The sequence below is a fragment of the Subtercola sp. YIM 133946 genome (assembly GCF_036553535.1).
In the GTDB taxonomy this organism is placed as follows: Bacteria; Actinomycetota; Actinomycetes; order Actinomycetales; family Microbacteriaceae; genus Subtercola.
The window spans coordinates 1-21,396 of record NZ_JAZHPE010000032.1; the positions used below are offsets into that span (position 1 = coordinate 1).

Annotated in this window: 20 protein-coding genes; 10 read left to right on the forward strand and 10 right to left on the reverse strand. The window is 68.4% G+C overall.

Features of this window, described 5'->3' with window-relative positions; all coding sequences use genetic code 11:
* Positions 1-83: 83 nt before the first annotated feature.
* The 7 genes from V3W46_RS10750 to V3W46_RS10780 all read right to left on the reverse strand — a co-directional run bounded on the left by V3W46_RS10750 (position 84) and on the right by V3W46_RS10780 (position 7,020).
* Positions 84-938, reverse strand: a complete 855-nt coding sequence (locus tag V3W46_RS10750; protein ID WP_331783112.1) for an exodeoxyribonuclease III — start codon at positions 936-938, stop codon at positions 84-86.
* A gap of 31 nt (positions 939-969) precedes the next feature.
* Positions 970-2,169 carry a YihY/virulence factor BrkB family protein gene (locus V3W46_RS10755; protein WP_331783113.1) on the reverse strand — a complete coding sequence of 400 codons (1,200 nt, stop codon included), beginning with the start codon at positions 2,167-2,169 and terminating at the stop codon, positions 970-972.
* Between the two features lie 80 nt (positions 2,170-2,249).
* On the reverse strand, positions 2,250-3,008 hold the full coding sequence (locus V3W46_RS10760; RefSeq protein WP_331783114.1) for a succinate dehydrogenase iron-sulfur subunit: 759 nt from the start codon (positions 3,006-3,008) through the stop codon (positions 2,250-2,252).
* Between the two features lie 2 nt (positions 3,009-3,010).
* A complete protein-coding gene (gene sdhA, locus V3W46_RS10765) occupies positions 3,011-4,810 on the reverse strand; it encodes a succinate dehydrogenase flavoprotein subunit (protein WP_331783115.1) in 1,800 nt (599 codons plus the stop codon).
* A gap of 47 nt (positions 4,811-4,857) precedes the next feature.
* On the reverse strand, positions 4,858-5,307 hold the full coding sequence (locus tag V3W46_RS10770) for a succinate dehydrogenase hydrophobic membrane anchor subunit (RefSeq protein ID WP_331783116.1): 450 nt from the start codon (positions 5,305-5,307) through the stop codon (positions 4,858-4,860).
* Complete coding sequence (gene sdhC, locus V3W46_RS10775; RefSeq protein ID WP_331783117.1) at positions 5,307-5,732, reverse strand: succinate dehydrogenase, cytochrome b556 subunit; 426 nt, start codon at positions 5,730-5,732, stop codon at positions 5,307-5,309. Before sdhC ends, V3W46_RS10770 begins: the two co-directional genes overlap by 1 nt.
* Positions 5,733-5,871: 139 nt before the next feature.
* Positions 5,872-7,020, reverse strand: coding sequence for a glycosyltransferase family 4 protein (locus V3W46_RS10780; protein ID WP_331783118.1), 1,149 nt, complete (start codon positions 7,018-7,020; stop codon positions 5,872-5,874).
* An 87-nt stretch (positions 7,021-7,107) separates the two neighbouring features.
* Between V3W46_RS10780 and V3W46_RS10785 the strand changes: the two genes are divergently transcribed.
* The 7 genes from V3W46_RS10785 to V3W46_RS10815 all read left to right on the forward strand — a co-directional run bounded on the left by V3W46_RS10785 (position 7,108) and on the right by V3W46_RS10815 (position 15,702).
* Positions 7,108-8,229: a mannose-1-phosphate guanylyltransferase gene (locus V3W46_RS10785; protein WP_331783119.1), complete on the forward strand. Its 1,122-nt coding sequence runs from the start codon at positions 7,108-7,110 to the stop codon at positions 8,227-8,229.
* Between the two features lie 287 nt (positions 8,230-8,516).
* Positions 8,517-9,626: a BMP family lipoprotein gene (locus V3W46_RS10790; RefSeq protein ID WP_331783120.1), complete on the forward strand. Its 1,110-nt coding sequence runs from the start codon at positions 8,517-8,519 to the stop codon at positions 9,624-9,626.
* A 119-nt stretch (positions 9,627-9,745) separates the two neighbouring features.
* Positions 9,746-11,287, forward strand: a complete 1,542-nt coding sequence (locus tag V3W46_RS10795; RefSeq protein WP_331783121.1) for an ABC transporter ATP-binding protein — start codon at positions 9,746-9,748, stop codon at positions 11,285-11,287.
* Positions 11,288-11,394: 107 nt separating this feature from the next.
* Positions 11,395-12,603 carry an ABC transporter permease gene (locus V3W46_RS10800; RefSeq protein ID WP_331783221.1) on the forward strand — a complete coding sequence of 403 codons (1,209 nt, stop codon included), beginning with the start codon at positions 11,395-11,397 and terminating at the stop codon, positions 12,601-12,603.
* On the forward strand, positions 12,600-13,973 hold the full coding sequence (locus tag V3W46_RS10805; protein WP_331783122.1) for an ABC transporter permease: 1,374 nt from the start codon (positions 12,600-12,602) through the stop codon (positions 13,971-13,973). Before V3W46_RS10800 ends, V3W46_RS10805 begins: the two co-directional genes overlap by 4 nt.
* A 14-nt stretch (positions 13,974-13,987) precedes the next feature.
* Positions 13,988-14,413, forward strand: coding sequence for a cytidine deaminase (locus V3W46_RS10810; RefSeq protein WP_331783222.1), 426 nt, complete (start codon positions 13,988-13,990; stop codon positions 14,411-14,413).
* Positions 14,410-15,702: a thymidine phosphorylase gene (locus V3W46_RS10815; protein WP_331783123.1), complete on the forward strand. Its 1,293-nt coding sequence runs from the start codon at positions 14,410-14,412 to the stop codon at positions 15,700-15,702. The genes V3W46_RS10810 and V3W46_RS10815 overlap by 4 nt, the downstream gene beginning before the upstream one ends.
* Positions 15,703-15,847: 145 nt before the next feature.
* Here the strand turns inward: V3W46_RS10815 and uriH are convergent, their stop codons facing one another.
* Positions 15,848-16,798: a uridine-preferring nucleoside hydrolase UriH gene (gene uriH, locus V3W46_RS10820; RefSeq protein ID WP_331783124.1), complete on the reverse strand. Its 951-nt coding sequence runs from the start codon at positions 16,796-16,798 to the stop codon at positions 15,848-15,850.
* Positions 16,799-16,892: 94 nt separating this feature from the next.
* Here uriH and V3W46_RS10825 point away from each other — a divergent pair, with 94 nt between their 5' ends.
* Genes V3W46_RS10825 through V3W46_RS10835 form a run of 3 tightly spaced genes read left to right on the forward strand, consistent with a single transcriptional unit; the run spans position 16,893 to position 18,754 of the window.
* Complete coding sequence (locus V3W46_RS10825) at positions 16,893-18,026, forward strand: adenosine deaminase (protein ID WP_331783125.1); 1,134 nt, start codon at positions 16,893-16,895, stop codon at positions 18,024-18,026.
* Positions 18,027-18,038: 12 nt separating this feature from the next.
* Positions 18,039-18,485 (forward strand): PTS sugar transporter subunit IIA, encoded by a 447-nt coding sequence (locus V3W46_RS10830; protein ID WP_331783126.1) that lies wholly within the window; start codon positions 18,039-18,041, stop codon positions 18,483-18,485.
* Positions 18,482-18,754: a PTS sugar transporter subunit IIB gene (locus V3W46_RS10835; RefSeq protein WP_331783127.1), complete on the forward strand. Its 273-nt coding sequence runs from the start codon at positions 18,482-18,484 to the stop codon at positions 18,752-18,754. Before V3W46_RS10830 ends, V3W46_RS10835 begins: the two co-directional genes overlap by 4 nt.
* A gap of 112 nt (positions 18,755-18,866) precedes the next feature.
* Here V3W46_RS10835 and V3W46_RS10840 read toward each other — a convergent pair whose 3' ends face one another.
* Complete coding sequence (locus tag V3W46_RS10840) at positions 18,867-19,658, reverse strand: IclR family transcriptional regulator domain-containing protein (protein WP_331783128.1); 792 nt, start codon at positions 19,656-19,658, stop codon at positions 18,867-18,869.
* The gene (locus V3W46_RS10845) at positions 19,655-21,391 is read right to left on the reverse strand and encodes a phospho-sugar mutase (protein WP_331783223.1); all 1,737 of its coding nucleotides are present in this window, start codon (positions 21,389-21,391) and stop codon (positions 19,655-19,657) included. The genes V3W46_RS10840 and V3W46_RS10845 overlap by 4 nt, the downstream gene beginning before the upstream one ends.
* Positions 21,392-21,396 lie beyond the last annotated feature (5 nt).

The window sequence follows — 21,396 nt, forward strand, 5'->3', positions numbered from 1 at the left end:
TTCGCGCTACTCGACCAGCGTGGGTCTCGATACGCGCTTCGCGCTACTCGACCAGCGTGGCGCATCGCGCTGCTCGACCAGCGTCAGATCGAGTAGTCGACGACGACAGGGGTGTGATCCGACCATCGCTCGGCGTGCGACGCTGCCCGGTCGACCGAGTAGGCGGTGACCCGCTCGGCGAGGGCGGGCGTCGCGACCTGGTAGTCGATGCGCCAGCCGCTGTCGTTGTCGAACGCCTGACCGCGCCACGACCACCACGTGTACGGCCCGTCGACCTCGCCCGCGTGGCGGCGCCCCACGTCGACCCAGCCGAGGCCGGGGCCCGTCGAGCCGTCGACGCCCTCGACCGTGCTGCCGGCCTCGCCGAAGAATCGGTCGAAGTAGGCCCGCTCGCGGGGCAGAAACCCGGCGCGCTTGACGTTGCCCTTCCAGTTCTTGATGTCGAGCGGTCTGTGACCCACGTTGAGGTCGCCGACGACCACCGCGAACTCGCTGTGCTCGGTGATCTCGGGCAGCCGCTTCTCCATGCCGTCGAGAAACTTGTACTTCTCCACCTGTTTGGGCGTGCCGTCTTCGCCCGAGTGCACGTAGGCGCTCACGACGGTGACGATCTGCCCGTTGACCTCGTAGTCGGCCTCGAGCCAGCGCCCGGCGCTGTCGAACTCCTCGTCGCCGATGGTGACCCGGTGGATGTTCGCCCGGTCGCGCGACGCGATCGCCACCCCCGCACGACCCTTCGCCGTGGCGGCGTCGTGCAGAATGTTCCATTCGGGCCCGAGCAGCTGCTCGAGGTCTTCGGTCGACGCCCGCACCTCCTGCAGCGCGAGGATGTCGACACCGCGCCCGTCGAGCCACCCGGCCATGCCCTTGCGGAACGCGGCGCGCACGCCGTTCACGTTGACAGAGGCGACGCGCAGATTCTTGGAGCCGGAGACCATGCCCTCCACATTACCGGCCGCGGCCGACACTCTACTTCGGCGGCGGGGTGGCCGAGGAGGGGTCGATGACGGGCTCCTGCGGCTCGCGGGCGAGCTCGCGGTCGATGCGCCTGATCGCCCGCCGCAGGGTGCCCTTGCGCAGCCCGTGGGCGCGTTCCAGCTCGGTCGCCATCTGGGTGCGCTGGGCGAGAAGGGCCGTTCGGTGCGCTTCGGCTTCGGCCTGCAGGGCTTCGGCCTCTGCCTCTTCGGGGGTGAGGTTGCGCGGGTCGATGTGGGCATCCATCATGCTGACCTCGATCCACGAGGCGAAGATCAGCAGCACCTGGCAGATCAGGTTGAACCAGATCAGGATGCCGATGATCACGGCGAAGGAGGCGAGCAGCGGGTTGGAGGTCGCGCCGCCGAGCAGCGCCGAGCCCAGCACCTTCAGGATGCCCATCACGACGGCCCCGAGGGCGGCGCCCGGGGCGAGCTGCCGGAACGGAATCGGCACGCCCGACAACACCCGGTACACCCCGGCCAGCACCAGCGTGTCGAAGATGTACACCACCACGAGGCCGACGATGCGTGCGATGACCTGGCCGGCGACCGACGTCTGATCCCAGCCGAACAGGCCGAACACGAACCCGAGCGCCGAGCTCGAGGCGATCGACATCGCCGCCGAGATCAGCAGCAGAATGGCGAACGCGATGGCGAGGCCGAAGTCTTTCAGCTTCAGCAGCACGAAGTTGGTCTTCGGCCCGGGCAGGTTGAAGATCAGCCTGATCGCGCTGCGCGTCGACCCGAGAAAGCCCACGGCGGTGAAGATCAGGCCGGCGATGGCGATGACACCGGTCCAGCCGAGGGCGGGAGTTGCGCTGGTCAGGGCATCCGGTTTGATCGCGCCGTCGGGGCCGATCAGCCCCGGCACGCTCGTGTTCAACTGGGCGATGATGGCGTCTTGCAGCTGCGGGTTCGAGGCCAGCGCGAGACCGAAGATGGAGAACACGGCGGCGAGTGCCGCGAAGATCGCGAAGACCGCCTGGTAGCTCATGCCCGAGGCGAGCAGCGGCCCGCCGTTGGCGCCGTAGTTCTGAAAGACCCGCACCGGCTTCGAGTGCAGCACCCAGTCGATCAGGCCCTTGATGCCGGTGGGCTTCGTCGCGCGCTTCGCCTCGGCGTCTTCGGTCGCGACCTCGACGGCCTCGCTCGGCTTGGGGTCTTTGGCACTCTTCACAGGCGTTGTGCTCACGCCCTCAGCCTAGAGCCGGCCGGCCCCGGGCGTGCAGAAGGGCCGCACGGGTTGCGTGCGGCCCTTCTGGTGTGCAAATGTCAGCGCTTGCCGAACATGATGGCCTGCTTGACCTCGGCGATGGCCTGGGTCACCTGGATGCCTCGGGGGCACGCCTCAGAGCAGTTGAAGGTCGTACGGCAGCGCCACACGCCCTCTTTGTCGTTCAGAATGTCGAGACGCACCGACGAGGCCTCGTCGCGGGAGTCGAAGATGAAGCGGTGCGCGTTCACGATGGCCGCCGGGCCGAAGTACTGCCCGTCGGTCCAGAACACGGGGCACGACGAGGTGCACGCGGCGCACAGGATGCACTTGGTGGTGTCGTCGAAACGAGCGCGGTCGCTGGCCGACTGGATGCGCTCCTTCTCGGGCTTGTCTGACGCGATCAAGAAGGGCTGCACCTCGCGGTAGGAGGCGAAGAACGGCTCCATGTCGACCACGAGGTCTTTCTCGAGCGGCAGGCCCTTGATGGCCTCGACGTACACGGGCTTCGTGATGTCGAGGTCTTTCATGAGGGTCTTGCAGGCGAGACGGTTGCGGCCGTTGATGCGCATCGCATCCGAGCCGCAGACGCCGTGCGCGCACGAGCGACGGAAGGTCAGCGAACCGTCTTGTTCCCACTTGATCTTGTGCAGGGCATCCAGCACCCGGTCGGTGGGGTAGAGCTCGACGTCGAAGTCCTCCCAGCGCGGCTCTTCGTCGACCTCGGGGTTGAACCGGCGCACCATCATGGTGACGGTGAAGGTCGGGATGGGCGCCTCGGCCGGAGCCGGGGGAGAGTCCAGGGTTGCCGTACTCATGATTAGTACTTCCTCTCCATGGGCTGGTAGCGGGTGACCACTACCGGCTTCGTGTCTAGCTTGATGTGGTCGCCCGCATCGGTCGAGTGTGCGTCGCCGGTGAGGTAGGCCATCGTGTGCAGCATGTAGTTCTCGTCGTCGCGCTTCGGGAAGTCTTCGCGGAAGTGTCCGCCGCGACTCTCCTTGCGGTACATCGCCGAATAGACGAGCACCTCGGCCAGGTCGAGCAGGAAGCCGAGCTCGATGGCCTCGAGCAGGTCGGTGTTGAACCGCTTGCCCTTGTCTTGCACCATGACGTTCTTGTAGCGCTCGCGCAGGTCGGCGATGACCTTCGTCACCTCGATGAGCGAGGTCTCGGTGCGGTAGACCTGTGCATTGCGGTCCATCGAATCCTGCAGCTCCTTCCGCATGGTCGACATGCGCTCGGTGCCGTTCGAGGTGCGCAGCATCTCGACCAGGTCGCGGATGGGCTTCGCCGGGTCGTCGGGCAGCGGAACGAACTCCGCCGTCGCCGCGTACTCGACCGCATTGTTGCCGGCGCGCTTGCCGAAGACGTTGATGTCGAGCAGCGAGTTGGTGCCGAGGCGGTTCGAGCCGTGCACCGAGACGCAGGCGCACTCGCCGGCGGCGTAGAGGCCGGGCACGACGGTCGTGTTGTCGCTCAGCACTTCGGCGGCCACGTTGGTCGGGATGCCGCCCATCGCGTAGTGCGCGGTCGGCAGCACGGGCACGGGCTCGGTGTAGGGCTCGACGCCGAGATAGGTGCGGGCGAACTCGGTGATGTCGGGCAGCTTGGCGTCGATGACGGCCGGCTCGAGGTGGGTGATGTCGAGGTAGACGTAGTCTTTGTTCGGCCCGCCGCCCCGGCCTTCGCGGATCTCGGTGGCCATGCAGCGCGCGACGATGTCACGCGGGGCGAGGTCTTTGATGGTGGGGGCGTAGCGCTCCATGAAGCGCTCGCCCTCGCTGTTGCGCAGAATGGCGCCCTCACCACGTGCCGCTTCAGACAACAGGATGCCGAGGCCCGCCAGCCCCGTCGGGTGGAACTGGAAGAACTCCATGTCTTCGAGCGGCAGGCCCTTGCGCCAGATGATGCCGACGCCGTCGCCGGTCAGTGTGTGGGCGTTCGACGTGGTCTTGAAGATCTTGCCGAACCCGCCGGTCGCGAACACGATCGACTTGCCCTGGAAGACGTGCAGGTCGCCGGTGGCGAGCCCGTAGGCGACGACGGCCGAGGGGCGCTTGACGCCGTCGACCTCGACCATGACGAGGTCGAGCACGTAGTACTCGTTGAAGAAGTTGATGCCGTGCTTCACACAGTTCTGGTACAGGGTCTGCAGAATCATGTGGCCCGTGCGGTCGGCCGCGTAGCAGGCCCGGCGAACGGGCGCCTTGCCGTGGTCGCGGGTGTGCCCGCCGAAGCGGCGCTGGTCGATCTTGCCCTCGGGCGTGCGGTTGAACGGCAGGCCCATGTTCTCGAGGTCGTAGATCGCCTCGATGGCCTCTTTCGCCAGAATCTCCGCGGCATCCTGGTCGACCAGGTAGTCGCCGCCCTTGACGGTGTCGAAGGTGTGCCACTCCCAGTTGTCTTCTTCGACGTTCGCGAGGGCGGCGGCCATGCCGCCCTGCGCCGCGCCCGTGTGCGAGCGGGTGGGGTAGAGCTTGGAGATGACGGCGGTGCGCGCCTTCGGGCCGGCCTCGATGGCCGCCCGCATTCCGGCGCCACCGGCACCGACGATCACCACGTCGTGCTGGTGGTAGGTCACGCCGTCGACGACGGTGCCATCTGCATAGTCAGTCACTGGATCTGGTTCCTTGCGGTTGTGAGAACGTGCTTCGGTGCGTGTCGTTACGGCACGGGGCAGAACGAGAGAGCCTGGTCTGCCGGGATGAGGGTGCTGCACGGGTCGAAGGTGAAGACCACGAGCGTGCCGAGCACGATCAAGACGACGGCGGCGACGAGGATGCCCCCGAGCAGCACCCGGCGAACGACGCGGTTCGACGCGTAGTCGTTCACGATGGTGCGCATACCGTTCGAACCGTGGATCATCGCGAGCCACAGCATCACGACATCCCACCACTGCCAGAACGGCGTGGCGTACTTGCCGGCGACGAACGCGAAGTCGATCTCTTTGATGCCCTGGCCGAGAACCAGGTTCACGAAGAGGTGGCCGAAGATGAGGATGAGCAGCAGCACGCCGGAGAGGCGCATGTACAGCCAGCCCCACTTCTCCCAGTTGACGCGGCCCTTGCTGGAACGTACCCGCGGTGAGCGCGGTGCCTCGATGATCGTCGACATCACTGCCCCTCGGTGAAGACGTTGTGCAGGTGGATGGGAGCGAACCCGGCGGTGCCGATGACCCAGAGCGCGATGACGATCCAGAACATGACGCGCTGGTACTTCGCGCCCTTGCTCCAGAAGTCGATCAGGATGATGCGGATGCCGTTGAACGCGTGGAACATGATCGCGATCACGAGCGCCGTCTCGCCGAGGCCCATCAGCGGGTTCTTGTACGTGCTCATCACCGAGTCGTACGCCTCCGGGCTCACCCGGATCATCGCCGTGTCGAGAACGTGCACGAGCAGGAAGAAGTAGATGGCCACACCGGTGATGCGATGCAGAACCCACGACCACATGCCCGTGTTGCCGCGGTACAGCGTGCCGGCCGGCCGTTTCGACGAGCTTCTGGCGGTGGTGAGTGTCGATGCCGCTTCATTGGGCACGAGCAACCCCCTTTGGTTAAGGATGGGTTCGCTACCTGGCGCACATGCGCCGCGCCCGGTGCGAAATCTTCTTCAGCATAGTGTTCGCATCGTGAAATGTCTTGTAAGGGTGACCTAACTAAAACGAAGGCTAGCCTTTCTAGAGACGGGCCCGAGCCGTCCGTCTCGTGTCCAGTGTAGGCACGTCGAGCACCGACTCGTAGTGCTTGACCAACTCGCCGCAGACACTCGTCCACGTGCGCCCGAGCACCGCCCGCCGGCCTGCTTCGCCCATCCGCCGCCGCAGCGTGGGGCTCACCGCGAGGTCGGCCACCAGGTCGCGCATCTCGTCGGGGTCGTCGGGGTCGAAGAGGTAGCCGTTCTCGCCGTCGGCCACGAGGTCGATCGGTCCACCCGCGCGGGGCGCGATCACGGGCAGTCCGGCCGCGTGCGCCTCCTGCAGGGTCTGGCCGAAGGTCTCTTCTGTGCCGGTATGCAGAAAGACGTCGAAGCTCGCATAGGCCGCCGAGAGCGCGGCGCCGCCCAGACGACCGAGAAAGGTCACGGGCATCCCTTCTGTCACCGCCTTCACCTGGGCGAGCGCGGGCCCGTCGCCGACGAGGGCGATGTGGATGCCCGGCATGCCCCGAAGGGCGGCGAACCGTTCGAGCTGCTTCTCTGGCGCGATACGGCCCACGTACCCCACGACGATCTCGCCCCGGGGGCTGAGGCGCTCACGCAGCGCCTGTGCCTCGGGCAGGGCGCGGTTGCGCGGGTGGAAGGCCTCGAGGTCGACCCCCCTCGCCCAGTGCCGCAGGTGCTTGACGCCGAGCTTCTGCAGGTCATCCATCGACGCCGTCGACGGAACGAGAGTGAGCGTCGCCCCGTCGTGCACCCACTTGACGAAACGCCAGGCCAGCTTGGTGGCCGGGCCGAGGTGGTTTCGGCGCGCGTAGCCGGCGACGTCGGTCTGGAAGACGGCGACGGAGGGCACGCCCAGCCGGTTGGCCGACGCGATGCCCTGGGCGCCGAGCATGAAGGGGGAGGCGGCGTGCACCACGTCAGGAGCGAAGTCGGCGAGGATGCGCAGCACCTGCAGGTTCGGCAGGCCGACGGGAAACTCGCGGTAGGCGATGGCGGCGACCTGGTGCACGGTGAAGCCGCGGTAGTGCGGCGGGTTGCCCGAAGAGGGGCAGATGACGATGGCCTGGTGGCCGTTCGCGTGCAGGTGGTCGAGCACCTTGCAGACACTGTTGGTGACTCCGTTGACGGTGGGCAGAAAGCTCTCGGTGACAATCGCAACCCTCATGCTCGCCACGCTACGAAGGCACCATGAACGGGCGGTGACGTGACCACGTCGAAGGACAGAACAGCGAACGCATATAGGGTGGGTCGCATGCGCCAAGAGAACGATCTGATCGACCGTTACTACAGTGTGATTCCTGCCGGCGGCATCGGATCGCGACTGTGGCCCCTCTCCCGGGCCGACGCCCCGAAGTTCCTGCACGACCTCAGCGGTTCGGGCCAGAGCCTGCTGCGCGACACCTGGGACAGGCTGGCCCCGCTCGCCGGCGACCAGCGCATCATGGTCGTCACCGGCCGTGCCCACCGCGCCGCCGTCGAGAAGCAGCTGCCCGGTCTCACCGACGCGAACATCGTGCTCGAGAGCGAGCCGCGCGAGTCGACGGCCGCCATCGGGCTGGCCGCCGCCATTCTCGAGCGCCGCCAGCCGGGCGTCATCATCGGCTCGTTCGCGGCCGACCACGTGATCGGCGACCCGCAGCACTTCCGCCGGGTGGTGCGCCAGGCCCTCGTCACCGCCGACGCCGGGTACATCACCACCATCGGCATCATGCCCACCGAACCCGCCATCGGCTTCGGCTACATCCACGCCACCCGGCCGCTCGGCGTCGAGGGCGCCCCCGACGCGTGCTTCGTCGACAGCTTCGTCGAGAAGCCCGACCTCGAGACGGCTGAGACCTACCTCGCCGACGGCGGTTACATGTGGAACGCCGGCATGTTCATCTCGCGCGCCGACGTGCTGCTCGAGCAGATCGGCCGCTCGCGCCCCGAGCTGCTCGCCGGGCTGCTCGAACTCGCCGAGGCGTGGGACACCCCGCGCCGCGGCGTGGTGGTCGACCACGTGTGGCCCGAACTCGAGAAGATCGCGATCGACTACACCGTGGCCGAGCCGAGCGCCCTCGAAGGCAAGCTCGCCGTCGTTCCCGGCACCTTCACGTGGGACGACGTCGGCGACTTCGCCTCGATCGCCAAGCTGCACTCGGGTGGCCGCAAGTCGGAGCTCGCCATTCTCGGCAAGAACGCGCGCATCCTCTCCGACTCGTCGAGCGGGGTCGTCGTCTCGCACAGCGACCGGGTGATCAGCCTGATCGGCGTCGAAGACATCATCGTGGTCGACACCCCCGACGCGCTGCTGGTGACGACCAGTGCGCATGCCCAGCGGGTGAAGGCGGTCGTGGATGCCCTGCGGCTGTCGGGCTCGGGCGACGTACTGTAGGGCCCTCTCGCTACGCCCGCTTCAGCGCCGCTGGTTGAGTAGCGTGGCGCAGCCACGCGTATCGAAACCCGCGTCACGCGTATCGAAACCTGCGTCACGCCTATCGAAACCTGCGTCTCGCGCACGATTTTCGCGTGGACATTTCCGCGACATTTCGTGGCATCCCGTCTTTGTAACGCTTCGGGTGCAAACTCATTGTGGATACTCGGCGCGCACGTAACTTTCGGTAACGTGTACCTCCAACAGCACCTGACCCCCCAGGGCAGGGCAGCACTTTGGAGGACATCTTGAGCATCACCAAACGTCGTGTCGCCGCAGGCGGCCTGGCTACGGTCGCCAGCCTGGCGCTTCTCGCCGGCTGCGCGTCGGCGCCCGCCGCATCGACTGCAACGCCCACCGCATCGGCCGTCGCAGGCTTCAAGCCCTGCATGGTCTCCGACCTCGGCGGCTTCGACGACAAGTCGTTCAACCAGCTGGGCTACGAGGGCCTGCAGGAGGCCTCGGCCGCCCTCGGCGTCAAGCCGATCACGGTTCAGTCGAACGCAGAGACCGACTACGCGCCGAACATCGACAGCCTGATCTCGCAGAACTGCTCGCTGATCATCACGGTGGGCTTCGCCCTCTCGGCCGCCACCGTCACCGCTGCGCTGGCCAACCCCACCGTCGACTTCGCCATCATCGACGACGCGGCCGACAACGACTTCGACGGCAAGACCGACGCCCCGAACATCAAGCCGATCCTCTTCAACACCGCCCAAGCCGCATTCCTCGCGGGTTACGCCTCGGCCGACTACTCGACCGCCGGCAAGGTCGCCACCTACGGCGGCATGAACTACCCGACCGTCACCATCTTCATGGACGGCTTCGCGCAGGGCGTCGACTACTACAACAAGCAGAAGTCGAAGTCGGTGCAGGTGCTCGGCTACGACGAGGCCAACCCCGACGCCGCGACCTTCACCGGTGGCTTCGAGGCCAACGACACCGCCAAGACCACCGCGCAGAACTTCATCGACCAGGGTGCAGACGTTCTGCTGCCCGTCGGTGGCCCGATCTTCCAGAGCGCGGGCGCGGCGATCACCGACTCCGGCAAGACGGTCGCCCTGCTGGGTGCCGACGCCGACGTCTACGACACCTTCCCGACCTACGACAGCCTCTACTTCACCTCGGTGGAGAAGGGCATCAAGCAGGCCACCGCAGCGGTCGTGCAGAACGCCGGTACCGCGACCACGTTCGACACCACCACGTACATCGGTGACCTGTCGAACGACGGCGTCGGAATCGCCCCGTTCCACGACTTCCAGAGCAAGGTCAGCTCGGGTCTGCAGGGTGAACTCGACACGATCAAGGCCGGCATCATCGACGGCTCGATCCCGGTCAAGTCGTACCTCGCACCGTAACGCGCACCGGGCACGCACGCGCCCATGACACGAAACCGGGGGGCCAGTCGATCTGGCTCCCCGGCTTTCGTTAAGCGGCACGCTCGTCTCCCTGCCAACCCCTCAAGTAGATTGACACTATGAAGCTCGAACTGCGCGGCATCACCAAGCGTTTCGGGTCGCTCGTCGCGAACGACCACATCGACCTTGTTGTGAAGCCGGGTGAGATCCATGCCCTTCTCGGCGAGAACGGCGCGGGCAAATCCACCCTGATGAATGTCTTGTACGGCCTGTACCAGGCCGACGACGGCGAGATCCTCCTCGATGACGAGGTGCAGCATTTCGCCGGCCCCGGTGACGCGATGAACGCCGGCATCGGCATGGTGCACCAGCACTTCATGCTCATCCCGGTGTTCACCGTCGCCGAGAACGTGATGCTCGGCCACGAGCAGACGAAGGGCCTCGGCCGACTCGACCTGGCGGCCGCCCGCGCGAAGGTGCGCGAGATCGGTTCGCAGTTCGGGTTCGACGTCGACCCCGACGCCCTCGTCGAAGACCTGCCGGTTGGGGTGCAGCAGCGCGTCGAGATCATCAAGGCTCTCTCGCGCAACGCGCAGGTGCTCGTCTTCGACGAACCGACCGCCGTGCTCACGCCGCAGGAGACCGACGAGCTGATGGTCATCATGGGCCAGCTGCGCGACGCGGGCACCTCGATCGTGTTCATCACGCACAAGCTGCGCGAGGTGCGCGAGATCGCCGATCGCATCACGATCATCCGTCTCGGCAAGGTCGTCGGCGAGGCCGAGCCCACCGCCACCAACGCAGAACTCGCCTCGCTGATGGTCGGCCGCGCGGTCGAGCTCACCGTGCACAAGGAGATCGCCACCCCCGGTGAGCCAGCCCTGGTGGTGAAAGACCTGTCGGTGGTGGATGCCGTCGGCCAGCTCGTGGTCAACTCGGTGTCGTTCGAGGTGCGCCGCGGCGAGATCCTCGCCATCGCGGGCGTTCAGGGCAACGGGCAGACCGAGCTCTCCGAGGCCATCATCGGGCTGCAGGACGACGTGCGCGGCACCATCACGCTCGACGGCCGGTCGCTCGTGGGCCTCAGCGTGTCGAAGGTGCTCGACGCCGGCGTCGGGTTCGTTCCCGAAGACCGCAACGTCGACGGGCTCGTCGGGGAGTTCACGATCGCCGAGAACCTGATGCTCGACCGCAGTGACAACGAGCCGTTCGTGAAACGCGGGTCACTGCAGCTGACCTACCTCAACCAGTTCGCCGAAGAGAAGGCGAAGGAGTTCGATGTGCGTTCGCAGGGTATCCAGACCCCCGTCGGCCGCCTCTCGGGCGGCAACCAGCAGAAGGTCGTGCTGGCGCGCGAGCTGAGCCGCGACCTGCGGCTGTTCCTCGCCGCGCAGCCGACCCGCGGCATCGACGTCGGGTCGATCGAGTTCGTGCACAAGCGCATCGTCGAGACACGCGATGCCGGCGTACCCGTGATCGTCGTGTCGACCGAGCTCGACGAGGTCACCGCGCTCGCCGACCGCATCGCCGTGATGTACCGCGGCAGCATCGTGGGCATCGTGCCGGGCAACACCTCGCGCGACGTGCTCGGCCTGATGATGACGGGCGAAGTGCCCGCAGAGATCACCACCACAGACGAAATCGAAGGAGCCCTGCTGTGAGCAGCACTGCAGTAGCGTCGCCGGCCGCGCCGGGTTCGGGTTCGGGCTCACCGGCGTCGACCGCGGTGCCGCCGGCCCCCCGGTCGAACCAGATTCTGCGCGACATCATGGGTGGCAGCGTCGTCATCTCGATCCTCGCGGTGCTGCTCGCTCTCGTGGTGGGCGGCATTCTCATCGCCCTCACCGACGAGAACGTGCAGACCGCCTCGGTGTACTTCTTCTCGCGGCCCGGTGACACGTTCAACGCGATCTGGGTCGCTGTCTCGGGGGCCTACGGTGCACTGTTCCAGGGCGCCGTCTACAACTTCGGCGGCAACACCTTCGTCAAGCAGATCAAGCCCATCACCGACACCCTCACGTTCGCGACGCCGCTGATCGTCGCCGGTCTCGGCGTGGGCCTGGCGTTCCGCGCCGGCATGTTCAACATCGGCGGCCAGGGGCAGATGCTCATCGCGGCGGCCTGCTCGGGCTGGGTGGCCTACTCCTTTCCGCTGCCGTACGGCATCCACCTGCTCGCGGCGGTCGCCGCGGGCGTGGTGGGCGGCGCCGTGTGGGGCGGCATCGTCGGCGTGCTGAAGGCCCGCACCGGTGCGCACGAGGTCATCGTGACGATCATGCTGAACTACATCGCCGTGGGGCTCATCGCCTACCTGCTGCGCACCCCGGGGGCGCTGCAGGCCCCTGGCTCGTCGAACCCGAAGACCCCGGCCGACCTGCCCACCGCCGTCTACCCCGACCTGCTGGGCGGCGATTTCAACCTGCACGCCGGGCTGCTCGTGTCGATCGCCGCGACGGTGTTCGTGTGGTGGCTGCTGTCACGGTCGAGCCTCGGCTTCAAGTTCCGCGCGGTCGGCGTCAACCCGAACGCGGCACGGGTCGCCGGCATCAACGTCAAGCGCAGCTACATCTACGTCATGCTGCTCTCGGGCGGCCTCGTCGGCCTCGCGGGTGTGGCGCAGGTGCTCGGCACCGTCACATCGGGCTTCAGTTCGGGTATCGACGCGGGCATCGGCTTCGACGCCATCACGGTGGCGCTGCTCGGGCGCTCGAAGCCGTGGGGCATCTTCGTCGCGGGCATCCTGTTCGGCGCCTTCAAGGCCGGCGGGTTCGCCATGCAGGCCGGCCAGGGCATCCCGGTCGACATCGTGCTGGTGGTGCAGTCGCTGATCGTGCTCTTCATCGCCGCGCCGCCGCTGGTGCGCGCGGTGTTCCGCCTGCCGACGCCGGGGGTGGCCAAGAAGCCGAAGCCGCCCAAGACGCCCGCCGCGGCACCATCGGCCCCGACGGCCCAGGCGGCAGGGGCGGTGGCAAAATGAGCGGCACCGTCAACACTGGCCCCGGCGGCGCCGACACCGGCGTGCCGAACGTGACCCAGACGCTCGACGCCGGCGGGCCGCCCACAGCGACCCAGCACGAGCATCCCGACAGCTCGAACGGCCTCGAGACCACCATCGTCAAGAGCTGGAAGGCGCCCATCGGGTACGCCGTCTTCACGCTGATCGCGCTCGTGCTGTTCGTGATTCTGGGGCGCGACGGAACGTCGACGTTCTCACTGTCGACCGACAGCGACGCCATCCAGTTGCCCGACATCACGGTGCCGGCCAGGGCCACGGGCATCGTGGTGACCGTGCTGCTGCTGCTGATCACGGCCGCCGGATTCGCGCTTGTGCGAGCCAACCGCCGGGTGCCGTTGTGGCTCACCGCCATCCTCGGTGTGCTCTTCCTCGTCGCCTTCCTCACCTGGGTCGATGCGGGTGCGTCGCTGCCGGTGCAGGTGCCGGGGCTGCTCGTCGGAACCGTGTCGCTGTCGGTGCCGCTCATCTTCGGCGCGCTCGGCGGGGTCATCTCCGAGCGGGTCGGCGTGGTCAACGTGGCGATCGAGGGCCAGCTGCTCGGCGGCGCGTTCGTCGCGGCCGTGGTGGCGTCGATCACCGGCCTGCCGGTGGTCGGGCTGGTGGCAGCCGCGGTCGCCGGGGCGGTCGTGTCGTTCGTGCTGGCCGCGTTCGCGATCAAGTACCTCGTCGACCAGGTCATCGTGGGTGTCGTGCTCAACGTGCTCGTCATCGGGCTGACGAACTTCTTGTACTCGCAGGTGCTGTCGAAGAACGCCGAGCTGCTGAACTCTCCGCCGCGGTTCGACCGCATCAACATCCCCATCCTGAGCGAGATCCCGATCATCGGGCCGACCCTGTTCCGGCAGACGATCATCGTGTACCTGATGTACATCGCGGTGGCGGCGGTGTACTTCGCCCTGTTCCACACCAAGTGGGGGCTGCGCGTGCGGGCTGTGGGCGAGCATCCGCAGGCCGCCGACACCGTCGGCATCAGGGTCAACCCGACCAGGTTCTGGAACGTGCTGCTCGCCGGCGCGATCACCGGCCTCGGCGGGGCGTACTTCACGCTCGGTTCGGTGGGTGCGTTCAACAAGGAGATGACGGCTGGCGCCGGGTACATCGCCCTGGCGGCGGTGATCTTCGGGCAGTGGGATCCGATTCGGGCGACGCTCGCCGCCCTGCTGTTCGGCTTCGCGTCGAACCTGCAGAACGCGCTCGGCATCATCGGTTCGCCGGTGCCCAGCGAGTTCATGCTGATGCTGCCGTACCTGCTCACCATCTTCGCCGTCGCCGGCCTCGTCGGTCGTTCGCGCGGGCCCGCCGCCTCTGGCCGCCCCTACATAAAATCGTGACGAATGGAGTTGTGATGCTGGCCAGTGATGTCGACTGGGATGACCTGCGAGCCGTGGCGCTGCAGGCGATGTCGCACGCGTATGTGCCTTACTCGAAGTTTCCGGTGGGAGTTGCCGCGATCGTCGACGACGGCCGCATCATCTCGGGCTGCAACGTCGAGAACGCCTCGTACGGCCTGACGCTCTGCGCCGAGTGCGCCCTCGTGTCGGCCCTGCACATGACGGGCGGCGGCAAGCTCGTCGCCTTCACGTGCGTCGACGGGCAGGGCGGCGCCCTGATGCCGTGCGGGCGCTGCCGCCAGCTGCTCTACGAACACTCGGCCGAGGGGATGCTGCTCGAGACGGTCTCGGGCATCCGCACCATCGACGAGGTCATCCCCGACGCCTTCGGCCCGCGCACGCTCGTCGAGTACGCCGAGGCGACCGAGGGCGTCGCGTGAGCGCCGAAGCGCACGACATCATCGACCTGATCCGCACGAAGCGCGACAAGGGCATCCTGACCACGTCGCAGATCGACTGGATGATCGACGCCTACACGCGCGGCTACGTCGAAGACGCGCAGATGGCGGCCATGGCGATGGCCATCGTGCTGAACGGCATGGAGCGCCGCGAGGTGCGCGACCTGACCCTCGCGATGATCGCGAGCGGCGAGACCATGAGCTTCGACGGCCTCGGCAAGACCACGGTCGACAAGCACTCCACCGGCGGCGTGGGCGACAAGATCACCCTGCCGCTGATGCCCCTCGTGGCGTCGTTCGGCGTGGCCGTGCCGCAACTGTCGGGGCGTGGGCTCGGGCACACCGGCGGCACGCTCGACAAGCTCGAGAGCATCCCGGGCTGGCGCGCCGAGATCTCGAACGACGAGATGTTCGCCCAGCTGCGCGACGTCGGAGGCGTCATCTGCGCCGCCGGCAGCGGGCTGGCGCCAGCCGACAAGAAGCTCTACGCGCTGCGCGACATCACCGGCACGGTCGAGGCGATTCCGCTGATCGCGTCGTCGATCATGTCGAAGAAGATCGCCGAAGGCACGTCTGCCCTCGTGCTCGACGTGAAGTTCGGCTCGGGCGCCTTCATGCAAGACATCACGAAGTCGCGCGAGCTGGCGCAGACCATGGTCGACCTCGGCAACGACGCCGGGGTTCGAACCTCGGCGCTGCTCACCGACATGCACCGGCCGCTCGGCCTCGCCATCGGCAACGCAAACGAGGTGCGCGAGTCGGTGGAGGTGCTGGCCGGCGGAGGCCCGGCCGACATCGTCGAGCTGACCCTCGCGCTCGCCCGCGAGATGCTCGCCCAGGCGGGGCAGCCCGACGCCGACGTCGAGGGCGCGCTCGCCTCGGGGCGCGCGATGGACACCTGGCGCGCGGTGATCCGGGCGCAGGGCGGTGATCCCGACGCCGCACTGCCGGTGCCCCGCGAGACGCAGACGATCTACGCCGACTCGTCGGGGGTGCTGCTCGAGCAGCTGGCGCTGCCGTTCGGTATCGCGGCCTGGCGGCTCGGGGCGGGGCGGGCGCGGGCATCCGACCCGGTGCAGCACGCCGCGGGCATCGACCTGCACGCCAAGGCGGGTGACACTGTCGAGGCCGGCCAGCCGCTGTTCACCCTGAGCGCTGACGAGCCGGCACGGTTCGAGCGTGCACTCGAGGCCCTCGACGGCGCGTACGCCATCGGCCCGGCCGACGAGTACCGCCCCCGCGGCCCCCTCGTGGCCGAGCGCATCTCGTAACCGGCCGCCGCCGGTTGAGTAGCCCGCGCAGCGAGCGTATCGAAACCCGACGTCGGCGACCCGGCGCTGGTCGAGTAACCCGCACAGCAAGCATATCGAAGCCCGAGGCCGGCGGCGGGGTTTCGATACGCCCCTTCGGGGCTACTCAACCGGCGGCGGGGGTGCCGATGCGCTTCAGGGCGTCGACGATGAGGGCCCAGAACCGCGGATGATCGAGGGCGGTCGCGACCTGGCTGGTGCACCCCGGCGGCGCGGGGGCGCGGAAGTCGGCCACGGTCATCCCGAGCGTCAGCGTGCCGGTGAGTTCGACGTCGAGCGGGGTCTTGCGCACGCTCATCACGCTCGGGTCGATGACGTAGGCCACCGCGCACGGGTCGTGCACCGGGGGATACTCGAAGCCCTGGTGGTGCCGGTAGGTCTCGCCGAAGAACTCGAGCAGCTCGCCCACGAACCGGGCCGGGGGTGTGCCGACGGCCTCGATCGCCTCGACCACCTCGGGCGTCGCGAGGGCCTGGTGGGTGAGATCGAGCCCGACCATGGTGAGCGGCCAGGCCTCGTTGAAGACGATGTGCGCCGCCTCGGGGTCGATGATGATGTTGAACTCGCTCGTGGCGCTCCAGTTGCCGCCGGCGTACGCTCCGCCCATCAGCACCACCTCGCGCACCCGTTCGGCGATGCGCGGCTCTTTGCGCACGGCCATCGCGATGTTCGTGAGACCACCGGTGGGCACCAGCGTCACCTCGCCGGGCTCGTGCGCCATCACCGTGTCGATGATGAGGTCGATCGCATGCCGCGGGTCGAGGGCCAGCGTGGGCTCAGGCAGCACAGGCCCATCGAGGCCGGAGTCGCCGTGGATGTCGCCGGCGACCTCGATCGGCCGCACCAGGGGGCGGGATGCGCCCGCCGCGAACGGCACGCCGGTGATGCCGGCGACCCGCGCCACCGAGAGCGCGTTGCGCGTCACCTTCTCGAGCGTCTGATTGCCCACCACCGTGGTGACGGCGAGCAGGTCGATGTCGGGGCTGCCGTGCGCCAGCAGCAGGGCGATCGCATCGTCGTGGCCGGGGTCGCAGTCGAGAATGATCTTGCGTGACATTCAGCAAGCGTAAGGGGCGTTCCGATAGATTGTGTGAGGCACAGCACCTGCGCCGCGAAGAGGCTGTCGGCCTCGCTTTATGGAGGTTCTCCCGATGTCTGCAGCCGAAGAATACTTTCTCTCCTCGACCGATGTGAGCATCAGCGGGCTGCCGAAGATCTCGCTGCACGACCACCTCGACGGTGGCCTCCGCCCCGGCACCATCATCGAACTGGCCGACGCCATCGGGCTCGAACTGCCCGAGACCGACGAGGGCGCGCTCGCCGACTGGTTCGAGAACAGCGCCGACTCGGGGTCGCTGGTGTCGTACCTGAAGACGTTCGATGTCACCACCGCCGTCATGCAGACCCGCGAGGGGCTGAGCAGGGTCGCCCGCGAATTCGTTCTCGACCTCGCCCTCGACGGGGTGATCTACGGCGAGGTGCGCTGGGCGCCCGAGCAGCACCTGGCCGGCGGTCTGACGCTCGACGAGGTCGTCGACGCCGTGCAGGCGGGCATCGAGGAGGGCATCGACCAGGCCCAGGCTGGCGGCTACGGGCCCGCGGGGCAGATCATCCGGGTCGGCCAGCTGGTCACCGCGATGCGGCACGCCGACAGGGCCCTCGAGATCGCCGAACTGGCCGTGCGGCACCGCGAACGCGGCGTGGTCGGGTTCGACATCGCCGGGGCCGAGCTCGGCTTTCCGGCCGGCAACCACCGCGCCGCGTTCGACTACCTCGCCCAGAACTACCTGCCCACGACGGTGCACGCCGGCGAGGCAGACGGGCTCGAGAGCATCCGGGGCGCGTTGTTCGACGGCCGCGCGCTGCGGCTCGGGCACGGGGTGCGCCTCGCCGAAGACATCACGATCGCGCGGCAAGACGACGAGAACACCTACGTGACGCTGGGTCGCCTGTCGCAGTGGGTGAAAGATCGCGAGATCGCCCTCGAACTCTCGCCGTCGTCGAACCTGCAGACGGGGGCCATCTCGGCCTGGGGCGATGAGCTGGGCGATCATCCGTTCGACCTGCTCTACCAGCTGGGCTTCAAGGTCACCGTGAACACCGACAACCGGCTGATGAGCAACACCAGCATCAGCCGCGAACTCGCGCTGCTCGCCGACACGTTCGACTACGAGCTCTCAGACCTCGAAGTCTTTCAGCAGAACGCCGCGGCGGCCGCCTTCCTGCCGCTCGAAGACCGTGAGGAGCTCGCCGAGATCATCTCGGAGGGCTTCGAAGACGCGTAGACGGGCAGCCGGATGCTCGACCTCCCCGAATCGGCGATCACCCTCGGCGCCACCGCCGTCGACTGGCGGCAGGCCGTGCTGCTCGCCGGCGACGCCCTGGTGGCCTCGGGCGCGGCGACCGCGTCGTACGGCGAACGCATGGTGGCCATGGTCGAAGAGTTCGGTGCCTACATCGTCATTGCGCCGGGGCTTGCGCTCGCACACGCACGACCGGGCGACGACGTTCTGAAGGCGGGGATGGCGGTGGTGACGCTGGCCGAACCGGTGGTCTTCGGGCATCCGTACAACGACCCGGTGTCGGTGGTGCTGGGGCTCGCGGTTCTGACCGCCGACGAGCACGTGACCGGAATCGCCGAGCTGGCGAACATCTTCAACGACTCGAGTGTGATCTCGACGATCGCGGCCGCCACGAGCGCCGGCGAGGTTCGGGCGGCGTTCGGCATCGAGGGGGCGTCGTGAAGATCGTGGCGATCTGCGGGGCCGGGGTGGGAACATCCGGAATCCTCAAGGTGAACGCCGAGCGCGCTCTCGCGCGACTCGACATCGAGGCCGACGTGACGGCGACCGACCTGGCGAGCCTGCCCGTGGCGGGGGCCGACGCGCAGGTGATTCTCACGTCGCCCGAGTTCGTCGAGGCGATCGGCAAGACGAACGCCGACGTCGTGGTGGTTCAGAACTACTTCGATGTCGACGAGCTCGAGGCGAAGCTCGAGGCCGCGCTGGGCTGAGCGGGCGGCGGTGGCGCGTGCCGGGGCCCGGGTGGGCCCGCGCTGGGTGCCCCGCCGGTGCGCGCAGGGCTGGATGCCCGGCCTACTGCGCGCGCTGGGCTGGATGCCCGGCCTACTGCGCGCGCTGGGCGATGGCCAGGTCGGTCTCGATGTGGGCGGCGGTGGCCTGCAGAGCGGGCAGGCAGGTCGCGCGCAGCGACGCGCTGGTGCCCGATGAGGCCGCGGTCGACACGTTGACGGCCGCGACCACCGTTCCAGCGGCGTCGTGGATGGGCGCGGCGATCGAGCGCAGCCCGGGTTCGAGCTCCTGGTCGGCCAGCGCCCAGCCCTGGGCGCGCACGCGGTCGAGCTCGGCGAGCAGGGCCTGCTCCGACCCGACGGTGCGGCTGGTGAGTGCCTGCAGCTTCAGGTCGTGCAGATAGTCGGCGAGGGCGTCGGGGGCGAGGCCGGCGAGCAGTACCCGGCCCATCGAGGTGGCGTAGGCCGGCAGCCGGGTGCCGAGGTTGATGCCGACCGTCATGATGCGGTGGGTCGGCACGCGCACCACGTACACGATGTCTGACCCGTCGAGAATGGCGGCCGACGTCGACTCGCCGATCTGCCGAGACAGGTCTTCGAGCAGCGGCTGCGCGATCTGCGGCAGGGTCAGGCCCGACAGGTAACTGAAGCCGAGCTCGAGCACGCGGGCCGTGAGCGCGAAGGTCTTGCCGTCGGTGCGCACGTAGCCCAGTTCGATGAGGGTCATCAGAAAGCGCCGGGTGGTCGCCCGGGTCAGGCCGCTGGCCCGCGCGATGTCGCTCAGCGTCATCACCGGGTTGTCTTCGCCGAACACGCGGATGACCGCCAGCCCCCGCGCGAGCGACTGCACGAATCCGCTGCTCGGGCCGGGCAGGGCGTCGCTCACGAGACCAGCTCGCGCATGCCGGCCTCCAGGGCGGCGAGGCGGCCCGCGACGGCTTTCTTGCGCTTCGCCAGCGACCCTTTCGTGCTCGACACATCGATGTACACCTTCAGCTTCGGCTCGGTGCCGCTCGGGCGAACCATCACGCGGTCGCCGTCGACGGTGCGGATGCGCAGGATGTTGCTCGGCGGCAGGCCGGTCGGCCCGGCCGACCCCGCGGCGAGGTCGTCGACGCTCGCGACGGCGATGCCGCCGATGGCGGCCGGGGGCGAGGAGCGCAGGGCCGCCATGAGGGCGCGGATGCGGCCGAGGTCGGTGACCCGCAGGGAGACCTGAGTCGAGTCGAAGTGCCCGAACCGTTCGCTGAACCGGTCGAGCTGGTCGGCGATCGTGTAGCCGTCGACGGCGAGGTCGCTTGCCAGTGAGAGAAAGGCGATGGCGGCCGAGATGCCGTCTTTGTCGCGCACGGTGCCGGGGTTCACGAGGTAGCCCAGGGCCTCCTCGTAGCCGAAGATCAGGCCGGGCACCCGCGACACCCACTTGAAGCCGGTGAGCGTCTCGCGAAAGCCGAGCCCATAGGCGGCGGCGACGGCCGCCAGCGCCGGCGACGACACCACCGAGCAGGCCAGCGTCGGGCGCGCTGTCGTGCGGGCGGTATCTCCCAGCCGCGCCGCCCCGGGCGTGGTCGCAGCCTCGGCCGCGCGCCAGCCCAGCAGCATGCCCACCTGGTTGCCTGTGAGGCGGCGGTAGCCCTCTGGCCGGGTCGTGTCGGGGATGGCGATGGCCAGACGGTCGGCGTCGGGATCGTTGGCGATGATGAGGTGGGCTCCCACCGACCGCGCCGTCTCGTAGGCGAGGTCGAGAGCCCCAGGCTCCTCGGGGTTCGGGAATGCGACCGTCGGAAACCGGGCATCCGGTTCGATCTGCGCGGTCACCAGGTCGGGCTCGATGAACCCGGCCGCCCCCAGTACCCGGCTGAACGTCTGCCAGCCCACCCCGTGCATCGCGGTGTAGACCACGCGGGGCTGGGCGCCGATCTCGGCGGGTGGCAGCCAGCCCACCGCCGCCGTCTGCGTCACGTAGGCATCGATGAGGCTCTCGGCCGCCGTCTCGTAGTCGGCCGAGCGGGCGAGTTCGTTCACCGGAGTCGTCGTCGCGACGCGCACGATCTGGGCCTCGATCTCGGCGTCGGCCGGAGCGACGATCTGCGCACCCTCGTCTGCGCCGCCGAGATAGACCTTGTAGCCGTTGTCGTTCGGCGGGTTGTGCGACGCGGTCACCATGATTCCGGCGCTCGCGTCGAGGTGCCGAACGGCGAAGGCCACGAGCGGTGTCGGCAGCTCGCGGGGAAGCAGTGTCACGGCCAGCCCCGCGCCGGCCAGCAGTTCTGCCGAATCGCGGGCGAAGACAGCGGAGTTCTTGCGCCCGTCGTAACCGACGACGACCGACGGCGTGCTGCCGGCGGCCGCCCTCGCCTGGAGGTAGGCGCCGAGCCCGGCGGCGGCCTGGGCGACCACCACCCGGTTCATGCGCGTCGGCCCTGCGGCGATCTCGCCGCGCAGCCCGGCCGTACCGAACGTCAGACGGCCGTCGAACCGCGTGCGCAGCGCGGCCAGCGCCTGCTGCGGGTCGGTGGCCGGGCTCGCGCCGGCGCTACCGGCGCCCGCGGCGTCGAGCATGGCGCCGAGCTCGGCTCGCGTCTCCTCGTCGGGGTCTTGAGCGAGCCACGCGCGCACGCGGG

Bases quoted from the DNA above. Each gene is read 5' to 3' on its own strand.
- V3W46_RS10770 (WP_331783116.1), bottom strand. From the start codon at position 5,307: ATGTCGACGATCATCGAGGCACCGCGCTCACCGCGGGTACGTTCCAGC.
- V3W46_RS10800 (WP_331783221.1), top strand. From the start codon at position 11,395: ATGGGTGGCAGCGTCGTCATCTCGATCCTCGCGGTGCTGCTCGCTCTC.
- uriH (WP_331783124.1), bottom strand. From the start codon at position 16,798: ATGTCACGCAAGATCATTCTCGACTGCGACCCCGGCCACGACGATGCG.
- V3W46_RS10810 (WP_331783222.1), top strand. From the start codon at position 13,988: ATGCTGGCCAGTGATGTCGACTGGGATGACCTGCGAGCCGTGGCGCTG.
- V3W46_RS10780 (WP_331783118.1), bottom strand. From the start codon at position 7,020: ATGAGGGTTGCGATTGTCACCGAGAGCTTTCTGCCCACCGTCAACGGA.
- V3W46_RS10830 (WP_331783126.1), top strand. From the start codon at position 18,039: ATGCTCGACCTCCCCGAATCGGCGATCACCCTCGGCGCCACCGCCGTC.
- V3W46_RS10805 (WP_331783122.1), top strand. From the start codon at position 12,600: ATGAGCGGCACCGTCAACACTGGCCCCGGCGGCGCCGACACCGGCGTG.
- V3W46_RS10750 (WP_331783112.1), bottom strand. From the start codon at position 938: ATGGTCTCCGGCTCCAAGAATCTGCGCGTCGCCTCTGTCAACGTGAAC.
- V3W46_RS10795 (WP_331783121.1), top strand. From the start codon at position 9,746: ATGAAGCTCGAACTGCGCGGCATCACCAAGCGTTTCGGGTCGCTCGTC.
- V3W46_RS10785 (WP_331783119.1), top strand. From the start codon at position 7,108: ATGCGCCAAGAGAACGATCTGATCGACCGTTACTACAGTGTGATTCCT.
- V3W46_RS10760 (WP_331783114.1), bottom strand. From the start codon at position 3,008: ATGAGTACGGCAACCCTGGACTCTCCCCCGGCTCCGGCCGAGGCGCCC.
- V3W46_RS10825 (WP_331783125.1), top strand. From the start codon at position 16,893: ATGTCTGCAGCCGAAGAATACTTTCTCTCCTCGACCGATGTGAGCATC.